Below are 21,220 nucleotides of genomic sequence, written 5' to 3' on the forward strand. Positions count from 1 at the left end.
CCTTTCGCGCGTTGCCGTGTGAAGCACTGGGGTTTGCTTTCATGGATAAAAGGTGGAGTAAGGGTCGTGTCGGCGTTGATGCCGCCACGGTCGTTGTCCTCGCGATGGCCGCGTGCGCCGCGGGATGGTTCGGAGCGGGCGTCGGAGCCGGCCTGGATCAGGTCCTGCGCGTCTGCGCGACGTTCTCGGTCGCCGCCGTGGCGGCGTACTTCGCGGTGCGAGCCGTGTGGCCGCTGGTCGCGCGACATGTGCCATCGGACCGGGCGGCCGCCGCCGCAGCGCGAGGAATCCTGGTCGGCGTGCTCGCCGTGCTCCTGGCGTTCGCGCTGAGCTGGCTGTCGGCCGTCATCCTCGGCACCGGCAACCACGGGGTGCACGCGCAGCACGCGGCCTCCGGAGGGGGCACTCTGCAGCACGCGCTGCTCGAGGTGTCGATGCTCGCTCCGGCCCTCGCGGTCGGGTTGGTCGTCGGGCACCTCGCGGGATCGGCCGTGCCGACCCTGCGGAGCTGGCACCGCGGGATGACGCAGCGGCAGCGGCGAATGGTGCTGCCGGCGGGCGCCACGATGGGCGTGCTCCTGGCGAGCACGATGCCGTTCGTGGCCGCGCCCGCGAATGCTGCGGTTCCGGCTGTGCCGGCGTGTACGGCTGAGACCGCCGTGCGCTCCTACGATGTCGCGGCGGTGCACACGTACATCCCGTTCTCCCGCTGGATCAACGACTCGCGCGTTCCCGAGCAGGACCCGGTGGTCGACGGCGTCGATCACCTCGGCGACGGTGACCCCGCCGGCATGCTCTTCGTGCTCCAGCAGGACAAGGCGGCTGTGCAGAACTGGCACGTTCCGATCGTCGGCACCGCCGCCGACGGATACGCCGGCGACCCGGCCGAGGGCCGGCGGATCCGGCCGCGCCCGCTCGTGCTGCGCGCGAACGTCGGCGAGTGCGTGGAGATCACCCTCAGCAACGAGCTCGACCCGGCTGCGATGGCGGAGTTCCTGCCGCAGGTCGACCCGCACGTCTCGATGCGGGCGTACGGCGTCTCCTACAACCCGGCAGACTCGGGCTCGGCTCCGGTGGGCTACAACCCTGACGGCACGGCCGGGGTGGGCGAGAGCCACACGTACTACTGGGTCGCGCCCAAGAGCGAGGGCGTATATCTCTTCCGCGACGACGGCATGACGGCCGGCGCCGACGAAGACGGCGGCGGCGCCGAGCACGGCCTGTACGGCGCGTTGGCGGTGCAGCCGGCCGGCGCCCACTGGTTCGACCCGACCACCGGCCGCGAGCTGTCGTCGGCGATCCCCGACCAGCAGTATGCGAGCGTCGCGGATCAGTCGGGCGACCTGTACATCAACGCGGTCATCTCGGATGCCGTGCAGAAGCGCTTTCGCGAGGCGGTGCTGGTCAGCCAGGACATCCTGCCCCGGCAGGATCGCGCCGACCTCACCGAGGAGGAGCTCGCCGCGCTGCCCGAACCGTTCGAACGGTTCGGCATCAACTACGGATCCGATCCCGAACCCAAGCGGCTCGAGTTCAACATCGAGGGCGACGAGCGCTGGTGCGAAGACTGCTCGAGCGAGGAGACGATCCTCTCGTCGTGGGTCTACGGCGACCCCGGCATGGTGAAGCTCGCGTCGGGGCCGGGGCCCTGGCTTCCGGAGGCGCCGGACTTCGGCGGGGAGGATCCGTTCTCGGCGCCGGGCGGACTCGTGGCGGACAACGTCGAGGACTGCGACCTCCGCCTCACCAACGCGGCCGATGAAGCTCGGCCGGCGTCGTGCTACGTGACCAATGTCGTGCGTGCCTACCAGGGCGATCCGATCAAGCTGCGCTTCGGGCACGCGGGCAACTACGAGACGCACGTGTTCCACCTGCACGCCCACACGTGGAGCGCGGAGCCCGACGACTCCGGACCGGCGGGCTCGAACCCGCCGGAGCCCACCGAGGACAACCAGCCGCGCGCGACCACCATCGACTCGAAGACCTACTCGCCGTGGACCGCGTTCACCGCCGACCTCAACTACGGCGCCGGCGCCCGCGTCGGCACGATCGGCGACTCGATCTTCCACTGCCACCTCTACACGCACTTCTCGCACGGGTTCTGGGCGCTGCTGAGATCGCACGACGTGCTCGAGGACGGCACGAACGCGCTGCCCGACGGCACGCGCGTGACCTCCCTCGTGCCGCTGCGCGAGACCGGAAGCTCGCTCGGATTCAACGCGTCGGTGCCGCCGACCAAGCTGGATGCCTCGTACGAGGTGCCCGGGTACCCGAGGTTCATCCCGGGTGAGTACGGTGCGCGCTCGCCGCAGGCTCCGGGGTCGATCTGGCAACGCGAGTTCGACGCCAACGGCGACCCGGTGCTCGACGAGAACGGGGAGCCGGTCGACGCGCCGGCCGTGCGCATCGTGGAGACGAACGAACTGGATCCGACGCTCCTGGAGGCGACGCAGAACATCGCGGTGGATGCCGCGGCGACGGGCGACCTGTCGCTGACGTTCGACGGCGAGACCGCCGCCGTGCCGCTCCCGGCCACCGCCGCACAGGTGGAGTCCGCCCTCGAGAGCCTGGACGCGCTCATCGACGTGTCCGTGACGGGAGCCGGCACCGAGCTCGATCCCTGGCTCGTGACACTCGTGTCGTGGGTGTCGACGAACGACCTCACGGTCGGCGCCACCGCGATCTCCGGCGTCGTGACAGTCACTCCCAGCGACGGCTTCGACCCCGGCGACCCGACGACCGCGAAGATCGCCTCCCGGCTCGCCGTCGAACGCAGCACCCAGATGACGTACCACGGTGCGCGCGGAACGGTGCCCGTGCCGGGTGCCCCTGTGGTGGACCCCTGTCCGGCCGGTGCGCGCGAGATCACCTACCGGGTCTCGGTGATCCAGCTGCCGCTGTGGTACACCGGGCAGGCCGGTGGCGACGGGTGGCGCGACGTGCAGGGGCGCATCCTGGTGCTGGACTCCGATGTGAACGCGGTGCTGTCGGGGGAGAAGGATCCGGAGCCGCTGTTCTACCGGGTGAACTCCGGGGACTGCGTCAACTTCCACCTGACGAACCGCACGCCCAACGTGATCGGCGACGACGCCTACCAGCAGCTCATCATGACGAACATGGCCGGGTCGCACATCCACCTCGTGAACTTCGACGTGCTGGCCTCGGACGGAGCATCCAACGGCTGGAACTACCAGCAGGCCGCGTTCACCCAGGAGCAGGCGGACTTCAACGACGACCTCCTGTCGGGCGCGGAGACCTGCGCGGTCGGGTCCGAGTGCCTGCCCGCGATGCCGGTCGGCCGCGATCCGGTCGCCGAGGCGGAGGACGCCCGAGGCAACTGGCTCATGAACGGGCAGACGATCAAGGAGCGCTGGTACGCCGACTACGAGCTGCGCACAGTGTTCAACCACGATCACCACTTCGCCGGAGCGCTGCAGAACCGCGGGCTCTATTCGGCGCTGCTCGTCGAGCCGGCCGGCTTCGACTCGCGCGACCCGTACACGGGTGAGTGGCTGCAGCCCATCAACCGGGCCGATCACGCGAGTGCCGCGGGCAAGGCGCTCTGCGTCGACGCCTGTTCCGGCGAGGCCGCCGGAACAGCGATGGACATGGTGGGTCCCAGTACGCCGCCGACGACCGAAGACGCCTGGGAGCCCGACGACTTCCGCGAGTACGGCATCGCGATCGCCGACTTCGTGCCGCTGTTCACGCAGTCGGCCACCCACGCCGACATCCTCGATCCCGCCAACGCGCTCGAGCCGCCGGCCGCGCCGCTGCGCGGGCCGGAAGGCGATCAGGGCGGCATGTCGATCAACTACCGCGCGGCACCGCTGATCGACCGGCAGTTCGCCGGAGTGCCGCCGACCGCGCCCGCGAACCCGACGACACCCATCACGAACGCGCAGCTCGCCGCGGCCGGCTGGGTCGATCCTGCCTACGCGTTCAGTTCGCGCAAGTGGGGCGACCCCGATACGCCGGTGCTGAGGGCGAACCGGGGTGACACCGTCCGCATCAGGCTCATTCAGGGCTCGCACGAGGAGATGCACAACTTCACCGTGCACGGTCTCCGGTGGAGGAACGATCCCCTCGACCCGGCTTCCCCGTACATCAACGCGAGACCCATCGGCGTGTCGGAGGCGTTCAACATGCAGGACGTCGCGGTCGGCTGCGGTCTGGGAGCGCCCGCGAACTGCTTCTACTCGCCCGACTCGACCGCGCCACGCGTGTCCGACTTCATGTACGGCGGCCCGGGCGTGGAAGACCTGTGGTTCGGCGTCTGGGGCATCATGCGGGTCTTCGACCAGACCGCCGGCAACGAGGGGCTTCTTCCGCTGCCGGACAACAACCGGGCGCTGCCGGTCGGCAACCCGCTGCCCGCGCCGGATCCGCTCGCGCCGATCGAGAAGGCACTGCCGAACCCGACGTGCCCCGACGGGGCGCCGGAGCAGCTCTTCGACGTCACCGCGATCAGTCACAACATCCAGTACAACCGGTACGGCGACCACGATCCCTATGGGCTCGCGTACGTCATGACGGAGGATGTCGCGGCGATCCGCGCCGGCACGAAGGAACTCGAACCGCTGGTGCTGCGCGTGCACGAGGGCGACTGCGTGCGGGTGACGCTGCGCAACGACGTCGACTGGGCGCACTTCAACCAGCACGGCCGCCTCGGCACGCTCGACGGCGACGCGGAGATGCCACTCGAACCGGTGTTCCCGCAGGTCGTCGAGGCGGGCGATGAGCCGCCCGACGACACCGGCGTGCCGTGGATCGCGGGCAACCGCGTCTCGCTGCACCCCTCGCTCGTGCGCTACGACGTGCGCACGTCCGATGGCACCACGGTGGGCTACAACTTCGATCAGACCGCGGGGCCGGGCGAGGCCGTGAACTACACGTGGTACGCCGACGAGGTCATCTATCAGGACCCCGCAGCCGAGCCGGCCCTGACCGACGGCGAGCTCGGCGCTGTGCCCCTGCTGGCGTACGGCGACGTGCGCGGCACCCGCCACCACGGCCTGCTCGCCGCGCTCGTGGTGGGACCGCGGGACGGCATGTTCCGCGATCCCTTCACCGGGGCGGTGGTCGACAACGGCGCACAGGTCGACGTCGATCCGTTCGGCGAGGGTGACGACTACCGTGACGCGGTGGTGTTCCAGCACAACGGCCTCAACCTGCGCGATGCCGACGGCAACCACATCTACGACCCGCTCGTGGGCGACTGGCCCGACAAGGGCGAGCGCGCGATCAGCTACCACAACGCGCCGCTGCACACGCGCCTCGGCCTCGACAACGCGTTCGTCGACAAGTTCGCCGATCCGCCGATCGACGGGAACGGGCCGCCGTTCAGCGATCCCGACTTCGGTGAGAAGCTGGCCAACGTCTTCAGTTCGACGTACGTGCTCGACACGGGCAACGGGCCGCAGACGCTCGGCGATCCGGACACCCCGATCATCCGCGCCTACCAGGGCGACGCGCTGCGCCTCCACGTGGTGGCCTCCAGCGACCGCGCCCGCACGGTGCAGTACGCCGTCCAGGGACACAACTGGCTCGAGCACCCGTTCGACGCGGGCTCCGTGAGGGCCGGGGTGCAGGGCTCGATCGCCACCGGGAGCGCCCACACGTTCCACATGGAGGCCGCGGGCGGTGTCATGCAGGCGATCGGCGACTACCGCTACGGCGTCGAGAACGCGCGCATGGGCATCTCGTCGGGCAGCTGGGGAATCGTGCGTGTGTACCAGCGACCCCGTGCCGGCACGGAGCGCATTCTCACGCCCCTCGCGCAGTGCCAGAACCCGTATCTCGGGTGCAACCCGCTGCGTGTGCTCAACGAGCCGCGCACGGCGCCCGCGGGCGCACCGGTGCTCGATGTGACGGCGAACCTGGACTTCGCGGTCGTCGGGCAGACGGTCGAGGTCGATGCGGTGCTGCGACTCGGGGACGTGCCGGTTCGCGCCGGTCACCAGGTGCAGTTCCGGTGGGTCGACGGTGCGACACCCGTGACGCAGACGTTCACCACGAACAACGACGGCGAGATCGCTTTCGATGTGCCGGTCGACGAGTATCCGCCCGGCGGCGTGCTGCAGATCATCGGCTCCACGATGCTCACCGACTCGTACGGCGTGACCTCGCAGATCAACGGCGGTGCGACGGTGATCGTGATCGATCCCACCGACGCGGTCGCGCCTGCGGTCGTGGCGGTCGATCCGCCCGACGGTGCGGAAGACGTGATGCGCTCGAAGCAGGTCGCGATCGAGTTCTCGGAGCGCCTCGACATCGACACGGTCGACGCGGCGGTGCGGCTCGTGCGCCTCGCCAACGGGGAGGCGGTCGATGCGGAGGTGTCGTTCACGCCGTCGGCGGATCTCACCCACTCGACGGCGCTGATCGTCGCGGACGGCCCGCTGCGCAGCGGCGGCTATCGCGTCGAGGTCGACGCCTCGGTGACCGACCTCAACGGCAACCCGCTCGGCACGCCCTTCACGAGCACCTTCACGGTGTCGGAGACGTTCTTCGACCGCATCGGCGGCGCAGACCGGTTCGCGACCGCTGCGATGATCAGCGAGCAGGCGTTCCCGACGGGGGCGGACACGGTGTTCGTCGCCAACGGGCTGAACTTCCCCGACGCCCTGGCCGGAGGACCCGCCGCGGCTGCCGCCGGGGGGCCAGTGCTGCTTGTCGCCGCGACTGGCGCCGTGCCCGCGGCGACCGTCGCGGAGCTGTCGAGGCTGCAGCCGATGCACATCAAGGTGCTCGGCGGTCCGGCAGCGGTGTCCGACGAGGTGATGACCGCGCTGTCCGTGCACCTGCCGACCGACGGCACCGGGACGATCGAGCGTCTCGCCGGGGGCGACCGCTACGCGACGGCCGCCAGCATCAGCGCGGCGACGTTCACGCCCGAGAATACGACCAGGGTGTTCCTGGCCAGTGGCGAGAACTTCCCCGACGCGCTCGCGGGGGCCGCGATCGCCGCCAACGGCGGTGCGCCTGTGCTGCTGACCGCGGCCGGGTCGTTGCCCGCGTCGACCGCTGCGGAGATCGCGCGCCTCCAGCCCGACGAGGTCATCGTGCTGGGTGGCTCGGTCGTGGTGTCGGATGCCGTCGCCAGCGCGGCGCAGGCCGCGGCCGGTTCGGGCGCGACCGTGCAGCGGCTCGCGGGGGCTGGTCGGTATGAGACGGCTGCGGCGATCAGCGCGGCCTTCCAGCCGGATGGGCCCACGGCGGTCGTGTACGTGGCGACGGGGTCGTCGTTCCCGGATGCGCTCGCCGCCGCACCGGTGGCCGGCTTGACCGGTGGACCGATCATCCTCCTCCCGCCGGCGGGGGAGATTCCCACCGAGGTGCTCGCCGAGCTGCGGCGGCTCGACCCGATCCAGCTGCGCATTCTCGGCGGCGAGGCGGCCATGCCCGACGCGCAGATCGCGCAGGTGCGGGTTGCGCTCGGACTGTCGGCGCCTGTGCTCCCGTTGGGGCCGACGCCGCAGTAGCGCACAGATGTGGCGCGGGGCCCGTGCCGGGGGATCGGCACGGGCCCCGCGTCGCGATTACGCTGGGACGGTGGCCGGCAAGAAGCGCGCGAAGAAGAAGGAACCGCTCGAGTTCCGCAATACGCAACTGACGGATGCGCTCCAGACCCAGGACATGGCGGCGGTCGCCTTCGCGCTGCGCCACGGCCCCACCGTCGTGCCGCTGATGCGTCCGGGCCAGCGTGACGATCCGCGTGACGTCGGCGAGGTGTGGACCTACCGCGACCCGAACACCGGCGATGTCGCACTGCTGCTGTTCAGCGACGCCGCGCACAAGCCGGCTTCGCTGCCGCCCGGCGTCGCCCTCCAGTCTCCGGCATGGCTGCGGGCCTTCCTCGGAACGCACGAGTCCGAGATCACCACGGTCTTCTTCGACATCGCCGGCCCGCACCCGCTGCAGGCGGCGCCTGCCGATCTCCTCGCCGCGCTCGACGCCTGAGCCGATGCGTCAGCGGCCGCCCCGTTGTCGACGCGCCGCGGTGTGCGTCGGCATCGCCGCGCTGCTGGCGCTCTCCGGCTGCGCCACGGGGCCGTTCACCGGGGTGCCGGTGACGGGGCCGCTCGCGGTGCATCCGCGGGTGGATGCCGGGATGGACGCGCTGCTCGAGGGAACGCTCCGCACTGACGATGACTGCATCCGTGTCGAGTACGGCGAGAGCGGCGAGTCCGTCGCGGTGCCGAGCTTTCCGGCGGGCGACGCGTCCGTCGAGGGCCGAACGCTCACCTGGCGCGGCGAGACCTATGGCGACGGCGGTGCGATCGCGCTCGGCGGCGGCTTCGCGAACTCGGGAGGCTACGTCCCGGGCTCGTGCGGGGAGGCCGAGGTGTTCGTCGTCTCGCCCTACTGACCGGGTCATGGCTGGCTCGGCGGCCGCTGCGGCCGCGGGGCCCTGCCAGTCCGGAAGCCCTGCGCGTTCAGGTGCCCCGCCTCTCAGAAACCGGGTTCGTCCTCGCCGCGCCGCGGGCGCGTGCGCACGGAGAGATCGTCGAGCGCGCCCCGGAGCGTCTTCGACGCGGCATCCACCACGGTCGCGTACCCCAGGCGCGCGGCCTCGGACCGCCGCTGCGCCGCCTGCGTGACGGGGCGGATCTCGCCCGTGAGCGTGAGCTCCCCGACCGCCGCGACACCCCGGGGCAGGGCGACATCGCGCAGGGCGTTGGCGATGGCGACCGCGATGGCGAGGTCGGCCGCGGGTTCGGTGAGGCGCACACCCCCGACCGTGGAGACGTAGACGTCCTGATCGGACACCTTGATGCGCGCGCGCCGCTCGAGCACGGCGAGCACCATCGCGACGCGGGCGGCGTCGACGCCGTTGACCACGCGGCGCGGATTGGGGGCGGACGTCTGGATCGTGAGCGCCTGCACCTCGACGGGCAGCGCGCGCCGCCCCTCCATCGCGATCGTGACGCACGTGCCCGGCTCGGGTGCGCCGTGCCCGAGGAACAGGGCCGAGGGGTCGGGAACCTCTGCGATGCCGTCGCCGGCCATGTCGAAGCATCCCACTTCGTCGGTCGGCCCGAAGCGGTTCTTCAGCGCCCGCACGAACCGCAGCGAGGTCTGCCGGTCGCCCTCGAAGTGGCACACGACGTCGACGAGGTGCTCGAGGATGCGGGGCCCCGCGATCGACCCGTCCTTGGTCACGTGCCCGACGATGATGGTCGGCAGCGCGCGCTCCTTCGCGACGCGGATGAGCGTGGATGCCACCTCCCGCACCTGCCCCGGATGCCCGGCCATCCCCTCCGACAGCGCGGACGACACCGTCTGCACCGAGTCGACGATCAGCAGCTCCGGCTCGACCTGATCGACGTGCCCGAGGATCGTCGCGAGATCGGTCTCGCTGGCGAGGTACAGCTCGTCGTGCAGGGCGCCGGTGCGCTCGGCGCGCAGGCGCACCTGGGCCGCGGATTCCTCGGCGCTCGCGTAGAGCACGCGGCGCCCTTCGCGCGCGGCCTGCACCGCGACCTCGAGCAGCAGCGTCGACTTGCCGACGCCCGGCTCCCCGGACAGCAGGATCGCCGCTCCCGGCACCAGCCCGCCGCCCAGCACCCGGTCGAACTCGCCGACGCCGGTCGTGCGGCGCGGAGTGTCGGCCGTGTCGATGTGCGTGATCGGTCGTGCCGCACGGGCCGCCCCCGGGGCGACGGGTGCGACGGAGCGCACGATGCCCGTCTGCTCAGCGGACTCGACGACCGTGCCCCACTGCTGGCACTCGCCGCACCGCCCCACCCACTTGATCGTCGTCCACCCGCACTCGGTGCAACGGTACGGCGCGGTCTGCGTGGGGCGTCGGGAGGCCATGCTCACACCCTATGCGCGGCCCCCGACAGCCTCCGCGCCGCGCCGGGCGCGGCATCCACTGCTTTCGCCGGGTGGTGCTGCGCGGGGTCGGTGGGGCGGTTTGTGTGGGTGCGGGATGCCGGATGCCCCGCGTCGCGCCCCATGAGGCGTAGGGTGACGCCGCCCGGGGGTTGGTGGGGCTGTTCGTGCATGTGGGGGTGGTGGATTCCGCGCGTAGCGCCCCACGAGGCGCAGGGGTGGCGCCGCCCGGGCTGTTGGTGGGGCAGTTCGTGCGGGCACCCGCCCGGGGATGCCGCACGTAGCGCCCCATGAAGCACAGGGGCAGTGCCCCACGAGGCCCGACGTCAGCGAAGGGTGTCGGCGACCTCGCGCAGGGCGGTGGCGCTGCGGTGCAGCAGCATGAGCTCGGACTCCGAGAACGTCGTCTGCATGATCGGGTGCGCACCCCTCGCGTTCACGATCGACGGTACCGAGAGGGCGACGCCGTCGACCCCGTGGTAGTCGTGCAGCACGGGCGAGACGGGCAGCACCGCGTTCTGATCGCCGAGGATCGCCTCGATGATGCGGGCGCTCGACAGTCCGATGGCGTAGTTGGTGGCGCCCTTGCCCTGGATGACCTTGTACGCGGCATCCCGCACGTCGACGGCGATCTGGTCGAGCTCGTCGACGGTCATGCGGTCGCCGCGCGGGGTGACCCACTCGAGGATCGGCACTGTGCCGATGGTGGCGTGCGACCACAGCGGGAACTCGGTGTCGCCGTGCTCGCCGACGATGTAGGCGTGCACGCTGGAGGTGGCGACGCCGGCGCGCTCGGCGAGCTTCCAGCGCAGGCGCGAGGTGTCGAGAACGGTGCCCGAGGCGAAGAGGCGCTCCGGCGGCAGGCCGGTCGCCTCGCGGGCGAGCACGGTGAGCACGTCGCACGGGTTCGTGACGATGACGTAGACCGCGTTCGGGGCGACCTCGAGCAGCTGAGGCATCATCGAGGCCATGATGCGTGCGTTCACCCCCGCGAGCTCGATCCGCGTCTGTCCGGGCTTCTGCTTGGCGCCCGCGGTGATGACCACCACGTGCGAGCCTTCGACGACGGAGATGTCGCTGCCGCCGCTGATGTCGCTCGAACCGGTGAACTGGGTGCCGTGGGCGAGGTCGAGCACTTCGGCTTCGACCTTCTCGGTGGCGATGTCGTAGAGCGTGACGTGGCGCGCCGAGCCGCGGATCAGGGCGGCGTAGGCGGTGCTGGCGCCGACGGATCCGGCGCCGACGACAGTGACTTTCGAGTTCTCGATGACGGCCATGCGCTCAGTCTGGCAGGGGCGACCGGCCGCTCACCAGGCCTCGTGCGACGAAGGTCCCGCCACGCGGGCGCGGGCTCAGTGGTGTGGATGCCGATGCTCGGCGCCGTACACGGCGGCCTGAGTGCGACGCTCCATGCCGAGCTTCGCGAGCAGTCCGCTCACGTAGTTCTTCACCGTCTTCTCGGCCAGGCCCAGGCGCTCGCCGATCTCGCGGTTGGTGAGGCCGTCGGCGATGAGGTCGAGCACCTGGCGCTCGCGATAGGTCAGGGTCGGGGTGTCGCGCAGGGCGGGGTCGGCGGCGATCGACGCCGATGCCGCCGCGGGCGCCGGCACCAGCGACTGCGCTGCCGCCCGCAGCGAGCGCGACGACTGCACCGTGCGCCCCGCGGCGGCGGCGCGGATCGCATCGAGCAGCGCGCTGCTGCGCACATCCTTCAGCACATAGCCGCTTGCGCCGGCGAGGGCGGCGGAGCGCAGCGCTTCGTCGTCGTCGTACGCGGTGAGGATGAGGCACGCGATCTGCGGATGCCGCGACCGCACCTCCCGGCACAGGGCGATGCCGTCTCCGTCGGGGAGGCGCACGTCGAGCACGGCGACGTCGGGGGCGATCGCCTCGATGCGCCGGAGCGCCTCGCGCACGGTGCCCGCCTCCCCGGCGACCTCCAGGTCGGGCGACGCGTCGATGAGCTGGCCGATGCCGCGTCGCACGATCTCGTGATCGTCGACCAGGAACACTCGGGTCATGCGGGGGCCTCCTCGCGGTCGGGATCGTCGGCGGGTGAGAGCGGAACGCTCCAGGTGACGGCGGTTCCGGCATCCACTCCCGTCTCGATGGTGCAGGAGCCGCCTCGCAGGTGGGCGCGCTCGACGATGTTGGCGAGCCCGCTGCGCCGGTTCGAGGGATGGATGCCGCGCCCGTCGTCGCGCACCGACAGGGTGACGGCGCTGTCGTCGACCGTCAGCGTCGCATCGACGACGGACGCCTCGGCGTGCTTGACGATGTTCGTGAGGCACTCCCGCAGCACGGCGGCCAGATCGTCGGCGAGGTCCGGCGAGACGAGGCTGTCGACCGGGCCGCTGAAGCGCAGCCGCGGGGCCGAGGGGAGGCCGGCCATGGTCTCCGACGTGACGGCGAGCAGGCGGTCGCGCGTGCCGCGCGGCGCGTGGTTGTCGCCGTCGGCGCTCCCGAGCGCGTAGATGACGGTGCGGATCTCCTTGATCGCGGCGTCGAGTGCGTCGATCTGCTCGGAGAGGGATGCCGCCGTCGGGGGCGGAGCCGTCATCGCGATCGCCTGCAGCGAGAGTCCCGCGCCGAACAGGCGCTGGATCACGTGGTCGTGCAGGTCGCGGGCGATGCGCGCGCGATCCTGCGATCGCTCGATGCGCCGACGGTCGTCGCGCCCTCGCACGACCTCGATCGCGACGCCCGCCTGACCGGCGAAGACGAAAGCCATCTCGAGCTCCGCGTCGGTGAAGGGACGTGTGCCGGGGTCGCGCGCGATCGTCAGCACGCCGAGCGGCTCGTCGCCGGCCAGGAGCGGCACCGCGACCGAGGGACCGAGTGCGGGCTGCTCGGCGAACAGCGTGCCGGCGGGCTGCTCGGGAGTGCTCACGGCGCGGCGTGAGGTGAGGGCGAGGTCGGCGGGCGTGCCGGCGCGTGCGAGGGTGCGTCCGCGCAGGCGCACACCCTGGCCGCCCGAGGAGGCGACGATGCGCAGCTCGTCGGGGCCGTGCGGCACCGACACCGCGGCGACGTCAGCCTGCACGAGGGGGGCGACGCGTTCGACGATGACGTCGAGGGCGTCGTCGCTGTCGACGTCGAGGAGCGCGCCCATGACGTCGGCGATGGCGGCGCTCCACTGCTCGCGCACGCGCGCCTGCTCATAGAGACGCGCGTTCTCGATCGCGACGCCCGCCGTCGCCGCCAGCGACACCATGAGCGACTCGTCGTCGGCGGTGAAGGCGCCTGAGGCGGCATCCGAGAGATAGAGATCGCCGTACACGGCGTCGCGCACGCGGATCGGCACGCCGAGGAACGAGTCCATCGGCGGGTGGTGGGCGGGAAACCCCACCGACCGGGGATCCTCGGCCAGATGCGGCAGGCGCACCGGCGCATGCGCGTGGATCACCGCGCCGAGCACGCCGTGCCCGCGCGGCAGATCGCCGATCTGCGCGGCCGTCTCGGGGCTGATGCCGCGATGGATGAACCGCTCGAGCAGGCCGTCCGCGCCGAGCACGCCCAGGGCGCCGTAGCGGGCATCGACGAGGGTCATCGCGGATTCCACGATGCGCCCGAGCACCTCGTCGAGCTCCAGCTGCTCGACGACCGACGTGCTCGCGCGGAGCAGGTCGTCGAGGCGTCGCTGCGAGGGGGGCCGGCCCGCGGCATCCATTCGCCCTCCCGGTGGTCGAGTCGGCGTCGGCTCTCGCCCGAGTCTAGTGATGTGGATGCCGCGCGCGCCGCGCCCGCGGCGGCACGGCCGGTCCGGCCGCGCCGGTCACGCGGCCGGTCACGCGCGGCCGGTCACGTGGCGGGCACGATGAGCACCGGGCAGTCGGTGCGCCCGAGCACGTCCTGGGCGACCGAGCCGAGGATGCCGCCCGTGACCAGCCCCCTCCCGTGCGTGCCGATCACGAGCAGAGATGAGCGGGGGGCGCGCTGCAGCAGGGCCGAACTCGGGTTGTCGGCCACGAGCGCCTCCTCCACGACGAGCTGAGGATATCTCGCGGCGACGTGGCGCACTGCGTCGCGCAGCACCTTGCGATGCTCCTCCTTCACCTGCAGCGGCGACGCGAGCAGCGCCACGGCGCCGTCGAGCTGCGGCGTCGGCATCGTCCACGCGTGGGTCACGCGCAGCGCTGCGCCCGCGCTCGCCGCCTCGGCCGCAGCGAGGTCGAGCGCGCGGTCCGACGAGGGGTCGTCGTCCACGCCGACCGTGACCGCGTGCTCGGTGAACGTCCAGTCGTCCGGCACGAGGCACACCGGCGTCTTCGCCCGTGCGGCCAGTCGCAGCGGCATCCATCCGGTCAGTGCGGCCCGCACCGGCTGGCCGCGCCGGATGCCCACCGCCAGGATGTCGGCCGTGCGGGTGTCTTCGAGCAGTGTCGCCGGCATGCTGCCGTCGATGCGGCGCGATTCGACGAGCACGCCCGGGGCCATGTCGTGGATGCGGCGCTCGACGTCGTGCAGTTCGCGGTCGACCTTCGTGACGTTGGAGGTGATCATCCCCGTCACGGTGACCAGATCGATGTGCGCCGGCCCTCGCAGGGCGCGGGAGGCCGCCCATTCGAGCGCGGCGCGCGAGGCGGCGCTGCCGTCGTATCCGACCGCGATGCGGACCATGGCTCCTCCTGGAGTGTGCTCGTGCATGCGAACCTACGCAGGCGCATCGCGCGCGGGCAGGGGCGAAGGTCCCGTGTGGGCGGGGTCGACGACACGGGACCTTGGGCCCTGTTCGAGATGCGGCCGGAGGAGTTGAGTGTGATCACCGGCAGAAACCGAGCCGGGGCACGGGAAGGAGCACACCATGGACACGAACGGAATTCCAGGCCAGGGCCGCGGCCTTCTCGGGCTCGGTGAGCGCCGCGAGGCCGCCCGCGACCGGACGGAGGTGCGCGTCGGCGGGTGGGCCGCCGTCGGGCCGACGCGGTTGCGGCGGCTGCGGCCCTACCGCATTCCGCACTTCGCGCCGGTGGGGTAGGCGAAGCCGCTGGGGGCGGATCACGGGGGATGGCGGTCGCGGTCGCGCAATGGGGAGCGCGGCCGCGACCGATCTCCGTGCCCCGTGAAGGGATGCCGGTGGGCAGCGCTCCCGGGGGCTTCACGTTCGACCGGATGCCGCTGTCCGCCTCGATTCGCGGCATCGGCTCGCGTGTCGTAGACTTGTCGGCGGTGACGTGTCCGAGCGGCCGAAGGTGCAACTCTCGAAAAGTTGTGTAGGGTAACCCCCTACCGTGGGTTCAAATCCCACCGTCACCGCCACCCGAAACCCCCGCAGATCCCTTGAAAACACTGGGATCGCGGGGGTTTTGCTTTGCCTGGATGGGGCCAGCCGTGAACAAAACGTGAACAACCGTTTGGGGCGCTGTTGTTGCGCAACTGACGAACGCCGGCCGGGGCGGGGTCCGGCTCGTCACGAGCGACGCGCACGCCGGGCTCGTGGAGGCGATCGCCGCGCACCTGCCCGGAGCGGTCTGGCAAAGATGCAGAACTCACTACGCGGCCAACCTGATGTCGGTGACGCCGAAGACGATGTGGCCGGCGGTGAAGGCGATGCTGCACTCCGTCTACGACCAGCCGGACGCGAAGTCGGTGCATGCCCAGTTCGACCGGCTGCTGGACTACGTCGACAGGAAGCTGCCCGACGCGTTCGAGCACCTCGACACCGCAAGGGCGGACATCCTCGCGTTCACCGGGTTCCCCGAAGGGCTCTGGCAGCAGATCTGGTCCAACAATCCCAACGAGCGATTGAACCGCGAGATCCGTCGCCGCACCGACTCCGTCGGCATCTTCCCGAATCGCGACGCGATCATCCGTCTCGTCGGCGCGGTTCTCGCCGAGATCACCGACGAGTGGGCCGAAGGCCGCCGCTACCTCGGGCTCGAGATCCTCGCGAAGTCCCGCCTCACCCTCGTCGCCGCCACCGGCACCGAGGAGGTGACCACTGACAGCATCCTCGAGCTCACCGCCTGACCATCAACAGATCGAAGGAACCCGAACTACACCACTCCCTGGGGCTTGACCGATCCGCCGCCGCACCGACGTCGTCGGCATCTTCCCGAACCGCGACGCGATCATCCGCCTCGTCGGCGCCGTGCTCGCCGAGCAGCACTACGAGTGGGCCGAACAGCGCCGCTACCTCGGCCTCGACGCCCTCACCAGGGCCCGCCGCGTCGGGGAGCCCGACCCCGAACCTGAGGAGGTCCCCGGCCCGACTACCGAGCCCTCACCGCCTAACAACACGAGGGATCACACGCGAACGGATACACCACTCAAAAGGACTTGACCTAGATGGCGTCATCAGCTTCATCAATCATCTCTTGAAGGAAGTCGCGAGCCTCCTCGGGCGACTCGCGGATGTATGCTTCGATCCACTCGCGGAGCAGCCAGTTCTCCATTTCAAAGTTCACCAGGAAGTCGCCTGAGAGTGACAGGCCACTCATCTTGCCCTGGGCTCGCCAGGCCGACGTGAACTTTGGCCCGAGGTACTCCGTTGTTGTGATCCTGCCGGGTGTTAGCGACGGAATCACCTCAACGACCTGGTGTCGGTGTGTCTTCTGACGATGCGACCAACCGCGAAACTCCATCTTCATGCCGAAACTCTATTGCGGCGGTCCACCGCCCCGGAATCGTGGACGCGCCCGGCGATTCGCCTCCTTTGTCGACAGAGTTCGCGCGAGCTGATGCGTCGATCGTGTGGTTCTCCAGATCGCCATCCAGCGCGTCGCGCGCGAGCGGAGGTGCTAGCGTCGCGGTGCTCTCGTTTAGCAGTCCCACCTACCGTGCCGTGCTTACCTCTTGAAGCGCTTCCAGGAGAGCGCTGTTGTCTGAGGGCTGGCGCCACCGTACTGCAACCACCGGAAAGTCGTACGTGGAGCGCGGCCAGTTTGGAAGCTCAAAAGGCGTTATGACGACGACGTTATCTTCGGGACGGAGCCACGCCCCAACTGACCCGAGCCATCTGCTTGCTGCGTTCCGCGCCTCACTTGCAGCGCGGCCCCACTTGATCTCGACCGCAATCCGCTGACCATGGAAGTCTACGATTGCGTCGGGCCGGCTCCCGGACGAATTCCACCGTTCGCGCATGAGATCAATTCCGTCTGTGGTTGCCGACAGCGTCGCGAGAGCCGTCTGCTCCCGAGGATGCAAGACCCAATCAGTTCCGGAACGGTGCCAGCGGATCCGGTCCGCGCCGCGGCAGACGCTGGAAACTGCGATGGGAACCTCGCGCAGCATCGATGCCCACCCAAGGCTCCCGTGACTCGGCAGGCTTGGGGTTATGCAAAACATTTTGTATCCCTACCGTTGGTGATCAGCCGCTGAGGAGATCGCGGCGAGAGGTTGCGAAGGAGCATGGTGGCGGTCAAAAGAGTTGTTGGGTGCCGGGTGGCGGACCCGGATGTCGAGGGGCTTGTCGACATCCTCATCGAGGCCGGGAGGATCCGAGAGATCCTTCCTGCTTCGGGAAGTCCGGCGGGGGCGGGGGATCTCGATGCCTGTGGCATGGTCGCCGTCCCCGGGCTGACGAACGCGCACACTCATACGCCGCTGAGTTTGATGAAGGGTGCAGCGGAGGACGTTTCGGTCGACGACTGGTTCAACAAGCGGGTGTGGCCGATGGAGATGAATCTCACTCCCGAGCGGGTAAAGATCGGCGCAAGACTCGCGTGCGCAGAAATGCTTCTCGGCGGTGTGACAGGTTTCGCTGACCACTACTTCTTCGCGGATCAGATCGCGGCAGCGGCTCAGGAACTCGGGATCCGTGCGAACATCGCCCCGACATTTTTCTCGGAGGCGGGTGGGGCATCGCGGGAGCGTGCCTTCGACCAGACCCGAGCGATCGTGGAGATGGACTCGCGCCTGGTGACCGCAAGTGTCGGTCCCCACGCGCCCTACACGGTGGGCGACGACGACCTTCGGTTGGCGTCGGACCTCGCGCGCTCCCTTGGGGTGCGGATTCACATCCACGCCGCCGAGAACATGCAGCAGACTGAGTCGTCGCTGGAACGACTGGGGTGCACGCCCATGACGGTGCTTGAGCGCACGGGCATCTTGGATGCCGGTGTGCTGATCGCCCACGGTGGAGGGATCGTTGCATCCGATCGGGAGGTTCTCGAGCCTGCGGCGGAGCGGGTGAGTGTGGCATGTTGCCCGAAGGTGTACTTCAAGCACGACATCGACCCGATTACTCCCGTGCGACTGCTCCACGAATGGGGCATCAGCGTCGGCGCTGGGACCGACGGCGCCGCGGGTGGCAACACGCTGGACGTCTGGGAGGCGATGCGATGGACGGCGCTCGCGCAGAAGCGCCAGGAGCACGACCCGCTCTTCCTGCCAGTCTCCGACGCGTTCGCTCTAGGGACCAGGGGAGGTGCAACGGCCGCATCCCACTCGAACGCAGGCGTACTGCGGGCAGGTGCGGTTGCGGACATCGTCCTCGTGGACGTGTCGGGTCCGCACTGTCAACCCATCCACGACCTCACCGCGACGCTGGTCTACTCCGTGCGCGCCTCGGACGTGCACTCTGTGATCGTTGACGGCGAACTCGTCGTGCGTGCGCGCCAACTGTGTAACGCGGAACTGGCCGAAATCGTGGAGGAGGCGCGCGCCACGGCGCCCGAACTGGTGAAGATCCGGCCGGGGGAGGCGGTTCAGCACTATGCCCCCTGAGAGTGCGAAGGGGGATGAACCGCAGATCCGTCCCACGAGACCCCGCAAGCCAGCATCCATCCGTGATGTCGCGCGGAGGGCAGGAGTGAGCCCCACGACCGTGTCGCACGCTCTCTCGGGCAGGCGACCTGTCGCGGAAGAGACTGCCGCCCGGATCAGAGCCCTCGTGCCGGAGATGGGCTACGTGCCGTACTTCGCCGCGCGCACGCTTCAGTCCGGGAGATCGTTCGTAATCGGTCTTGTGGTTCCCGGCATCGCCAACCAGTTCTTCGGAGAGATCGCGACCGGCGTTGAGGCATACGCGCACGACCAGGACTACGGAGTGATCCTGTGCACCTCGCAATCGGACATCCGACGCGAGAACCGCTACTTCAACATGCTCCGCAGCGGTGCGCTCGACGGGCTCATCTACAACGCGGCCGACGCTGCGGTTGATGACATGCTCCCGACGATCGCATCCGGGTTTCCGATCGTCGTTGTAGACGAGGAGATCCCGTCGATCAAGGACCGGCCTCTCGTCGCGGCCGATCACCGGCAAGGAGGGTTCCTCGCCGGAGTGCACCTTCGCGAACTGGGTCACGAGAACGCCGCCGTGTTCAGTGGGCCGCGGGGGCTGCGATCTAGCGAGGATCGCGTGGCGGGATTCCGTGAGGTCTTCCCGGACGCGCAAGTCCTGATCGGGGACTATACGGAACAATCCGGCGCAGTCCTTGCATCCCTCCTGTTCCAGGGCGACCGTCACACGACAGCGCTCTTCGCCGGCAACGACCTCATGGCCGTCGGCGCGATCAATGAGCTCACCGCTCTCGGGTTGAGTGTCCCCGGCGACGTATCCGTCGTCGGATTTGATGACGTGGAGTTCGCATCACGCCTCACACCCGCACTGACGACCGTGCGCCAGCCCGCCGTCGAATTGGGAAAGCGGTCGGCGCAACTTCTCCTCGACCACCTGATCCATGGACGAGACCTCGGTCATCAGGAACTCATCCTGCCCGTGCGGTTGGTCGTCAGGGGAAGCACCGCACTCGCCCCGCGCTGACCCAGCGCCCTGCATCGACGCCGCAGCTTGGGTGGAGCAAGCAAACCAGCCGTGTCGATGCGGATCCGTTACCAAAAGGTGCACAAACGCCTTATGCAAAACATTTTGTATACGTACCGTCTTCCGAGACGAGCAACAGAGAGGTTCACAAATGAGCACCGCCGCAACCGAGTCAAGGAACGAGACGAAGGCCGGCCAGCGCGTTCTGCTGGTGGGTGAGTCATGGTTCGTGTACTCCGTGCACCAGAAGGGCTTCGATACCTTCTACACATCCGAGTACACGGAAGGTGGCAGTGAGTTCGTCGGCACCCTCGCCGCGTCTGGACATCAGGTTGACCGAATCCCTGCCCATCTCATTGAGCGCGACTTCCCGACCTCGCTGGAAGCCCTCCAGGCAGCCGCCGACGTCGTCGTCATCTCCGACGTCGGTGCGAACAGTTTCCTGCTCTCAAAGACCACCTTCGCCCACTCCCGCGTCGATGCAGATCGCATCGAGATCCTTCGCCAGTTCGTGCTCGAGGGCGGCGCGGTCGTGATGGTCGGCGGCTACATGACGTTCGCTGGTATCGATGCCAAGGCGCGTTGGGGCAGGTCTGCGCTCGCCGACGTGTTGCCTGTCACGGTTCTCGACAGGGACGACCGGGTCGAGGTCCCCGGAGGTATCCAGCCCACTGTCGTCGCCTCCCACCCGATCGTCGACGGCCTCGATGCGACGTGGCCGACCCTACTGGGCTTGAACGAGGTCATCGCTAAGCCGGAAGCACAGACTCTCGCGACCGCTGGCGACTACCCGCTTGTCGTGGTTGGCACGGCCGGCCGCGGGCGGGTCGCCGCCTTCACCTCGGATCTCGCCCCTCACTGGGCCACACCAGAGTTTCTCGCGTGGAGCGGTTACAGCCCGCTTTTCGACCGAATCGTCCGCTGGACTGCTGGCGGTGAGATCTGATGTCCACGCCCCACATCCGAGCAGAAAAGGGACAGATCGCGGACCGCGTGATCATGCCCGGCGACCCCAAGCGGGCCGAACGGATCGCGACACAGCATCTCTCCGATGCGGTGCTGGTCACCGACGTGCGCGGCATCCTCGGTTTCACCGGCCACCACAACGGCCGCCCGGTCACGGTGATGGCCTCCGGAATGGGCATGCCCTCACTCACGATCTACGCGACCGAGCTCGCTCGAGAGTACGGCGTCCGGCAGATCGTTCGCGTGGGAACCGCAGGAGGCCTCACTGAGCGGGTGCGCCTCGGCGACGTGGTCATCGCGTCCGGAGCCCACACCGACTCGGCGATGACGCGGGGGAGGGTGCCCGGCGTCTCGCTCAGCCACATCCCCGACTTCGCCCTCGCGGCCAATGCCGTTCAGCATGCGAACGCCCGTGTCCCCGACGGCAACACCGTACACGTCGGCGCGGTGCTGACTACTGATCACTTCTATCTCGAACGCCCCGAGTTGATGCGCGCTCTCGCCGCACATGGCGCTCTCGCCACGGAGATGGAAGCAGCTGGCCTGTACGCGGTCGGGATGGCTGAGAGCATCCGCACCCTCGCGATCGTGACGATCAGCGATCACCTGCTCACTGGCGAGGAGATGAGCAGCGAAGACCGCGAAGCGCGGTTCCAGACCGCGTTGAGCATCGCACTTGCCGTCTGACGAATCCGAAACCTCAGCACA

At 69.5% G+C, this 21,220-nt stretch carries 14 protein-coding genes, 1 tRNA gene and 2 pseudogenes; 11 read left to right on the plus strand and 6 right to left on the minus strand.

Annotation, left to right across the window (positions count from 1 at the left end):
- The first annotated feature begins 41 nt into the window (after positions 1–41).
- The 3 genes from HQM25_RS01655 to HQM25_RS01665 all read left to right on the plus strand — a co-directional run bounded on the left by HQM25_RS01655 (position 42) and on the right by HQM25_RS01665 (position 8,371).
- Positions 42–7,484 carry a cell wall-binding repeat-containing protein gene (locus HQM25_RS01655; protein ID WP_172988611.1) on the plus strand — a complete coding sequence of 2,481 codons (7,443 nt, stop codon included), beginning with the start codon at positions 42–44 and terminating at the stop codon, positions 7,482–7,484.
- Positions 7,485–7,554: 70 nt separating this feature from the next.
- Positions 7,555–7,962: a dehydrogenase gene (locus tag HQM25_RS01660; RefSeq protein WP_172988612.1), complete on the plus strand. Its 408-nt coding sequence runs from the start codon at positions 7,555–7,557 to the stop codon at positions 7,960–7,962.
- Positions 7,963–8,002: 40 nt separating this feature from the next.
- Positions 8,003–8,371 carry a hypothetical protein gene (locus HQM25_RS01665; protein WP_172988613.1) on the plus strand — a complete coding sequence of 123 codons (369 nt, stop codon included), beginning with the start codon at positions 8,003–8,005 and terminating at the stop codon, positions 8,369–8,371.
- 83 nt (positions 8,372–8,454) lie between these two features.
- On the opposite strand, the gene radA is transcribed toward HQM25_RS01665, so the two are convergent.
- The 5 genes from radA to HQM25_RS01690 form a co-directional block, all read right to left on the minus strand.
- Positions 8,455–9,822, minus strand: a complete 1,368-nt coding sequence (gene radA, locus HQM25_RS01670) for a DNA repair protein RadA (RefSeq protein ID WP_172988614.1) — start codon at positions 9,820–9,822, stop codon at positions 8,455–8,457.
- A gap of 344 nt (positions 9,823–10,166) precedes the next feature.
- Positions 10,167–11,117: an L-lactate dehydrogenase gene (locus HQM25_RS01675; RefSeq protein ID WP_172988615.1), complete on the minus strand. Its 951-nt coding sequence runs from the start codon at positions 11,115–11,117 to the stop codon at positions 10,167–10,169.
- A 75-nt stretch (positions 11,118–11,192) separates the two neighbouring features.
- On the minus strand, positions 11,193–11,861 hold the full coding sequence (locus HQM25_RS01680; RefSeq protein ID WP_172988616.1) for a response regulator: 669 nt from the start codon (positions 11,859–11,861) through the stop codon (positions 11,193–11,195).
- A complete protein-coding gene (locus HQM25_RS01685) occupies positions 11,858–13,510 on the minus strand; it encodes a sensor histidine kinase (protein ID WP_172988617.1) in 1,653 nt (550 codons plus the stop codon). Before HQM25_RS01685 ends, HQM25_RS01680 begins: the two co-directional genes overlap by 4 nt.
- A 131-nt stretch (positions 13,511–13,641) precedes the next feature.
- Positions 13,642–14,460 (minus strand): universal stress protein, encoded by an 819-nt coding sequence (locus HQM25_RS01690; RefSeq protein WP_172988618.1) that lies wholly within the window; start codon positions 14,458–14,460, stop codon positions 13,642–13,644.
- Positions 14,461–14,644: 184 nt separating this feature from the next.
- Between HQM25_RS01690 and HQM25_RS01695 the strand changes: the two genes are divergently transcribed.
- The 4 genes and pseudogenes from HQM25_RS01695 to HQM25_RS17675 form a co-directional block, all read left to right on the plus strand.
- On the plus strand, positions 14,645–14,818 hold the full coding sequence (locus tag HQM25_RS01695) for a hypothetical protein (protein ID WP_172988619.1): 174 nt from the start codon (positions 14,645–14,647) through the stop codon (positions 14,816–14,818).
- A gap of 190 nt (positions 14,819–15,008) precedes the next feature.
- Positions 15,009–15,099 (plus strand) — tRNA-Ser (locus HQM25_RS01700).
- 90 nt (positions 15,100–15,189) lie between these two features.
- Positions 15,190–15,810: pseudogene (locus tag HQM25_RS01705) on the plus strand (transposase); the annotation flags it as partial.
- A gap of 52 nt (positions 15,811–15,862) precedes the next feature.
- A pseudogene (locus HQM25_RS17675) lies at positions 15,863–16,123 on the plus strand (transposase); the annotation flags it as partial.
- 1 nt (position 16,124) lies between these two features.
- Here HQM25_RS17675 and HQM25_RS01715 read toward each other — a convergent pair.
- Positions 16,125–16,430, minus strand: a complete 306-nt coding sequence (locus tag HQM25_RS01715; RefSeq protein ID WP_172988620.1) for a hypothetical protein — start codon at positions 16,428–16,430, stop codon at positions 16,125–16,127.
- A gap of 760 nt (positions 16,431–17,190) precedes the next feature.
- Here HQM25_RS01715 and HQM25_RS01720 point away from each other — a divergent pair.
- The 4 genes from HQM25_RS01720 to deoD all read left to right on the plus strand — a co-directional run bounded on the left by HQM25_RS01720 (position 17,191) and on the right by deoD (position 21,199).
- Entirely contained in the window at positions 17,191–18,507 is a 1,317-nt protein-coding gene (locus HQM25_RS01720) for an amidohydrolase family protein (protein ID WP_172988621.1), read from the plus strand.
- Complete coding sequence (locus tag HQM25_RS01725; protein ID WP_172988622.1) at positions 18,497–19,546, plus strand: LacI family DNA-binding transcriptional regulator; 1,050 nt, start codon at positions 18,497–18,499, stop codon at positions 19,544–19,546. Before HQM25_RS01720 ends, HQM25_RS01725 begins: the two co-directional genes overlap by 11 nt.
- 151 nt (positions 19,547–19,697) lie before the next feature.
- A complete protein-coding gene (locus HQM25_RS01730; protein WP_172988623.1) occupies positions 19,698–20,492 on the plus strand; it encodes a glutamine amidotransferase in 795 nt (264 codons plus the stop codon).
- Positions 20,492–21,199 (plus strand): purine-nucleoside phosphorylase, encoded by a 708-nt coding sequence (gene deoD / locus HQM25_RS01735; protein ID WP_172988624.1) that lies wholly within the window; start codon positions 20,492–20,494, stop codon positions 21,197–21,199. Before HQM25_RS01730 ends, deoD begins: the two co-directional genes overlap by 1 nt.
- Positions 21,200–21,220: the final 21 nt, after the last annotated feature.

Source organism: Microbacterium hominis, assembly GCF_013282805.1.
Taxonomy (GTDB): Bacteria; Actinomycetota; Actinomycetes; order Actinomycetales; family Microbacteriaceae; genus Microbacterium; species Microbacterium hominis_B.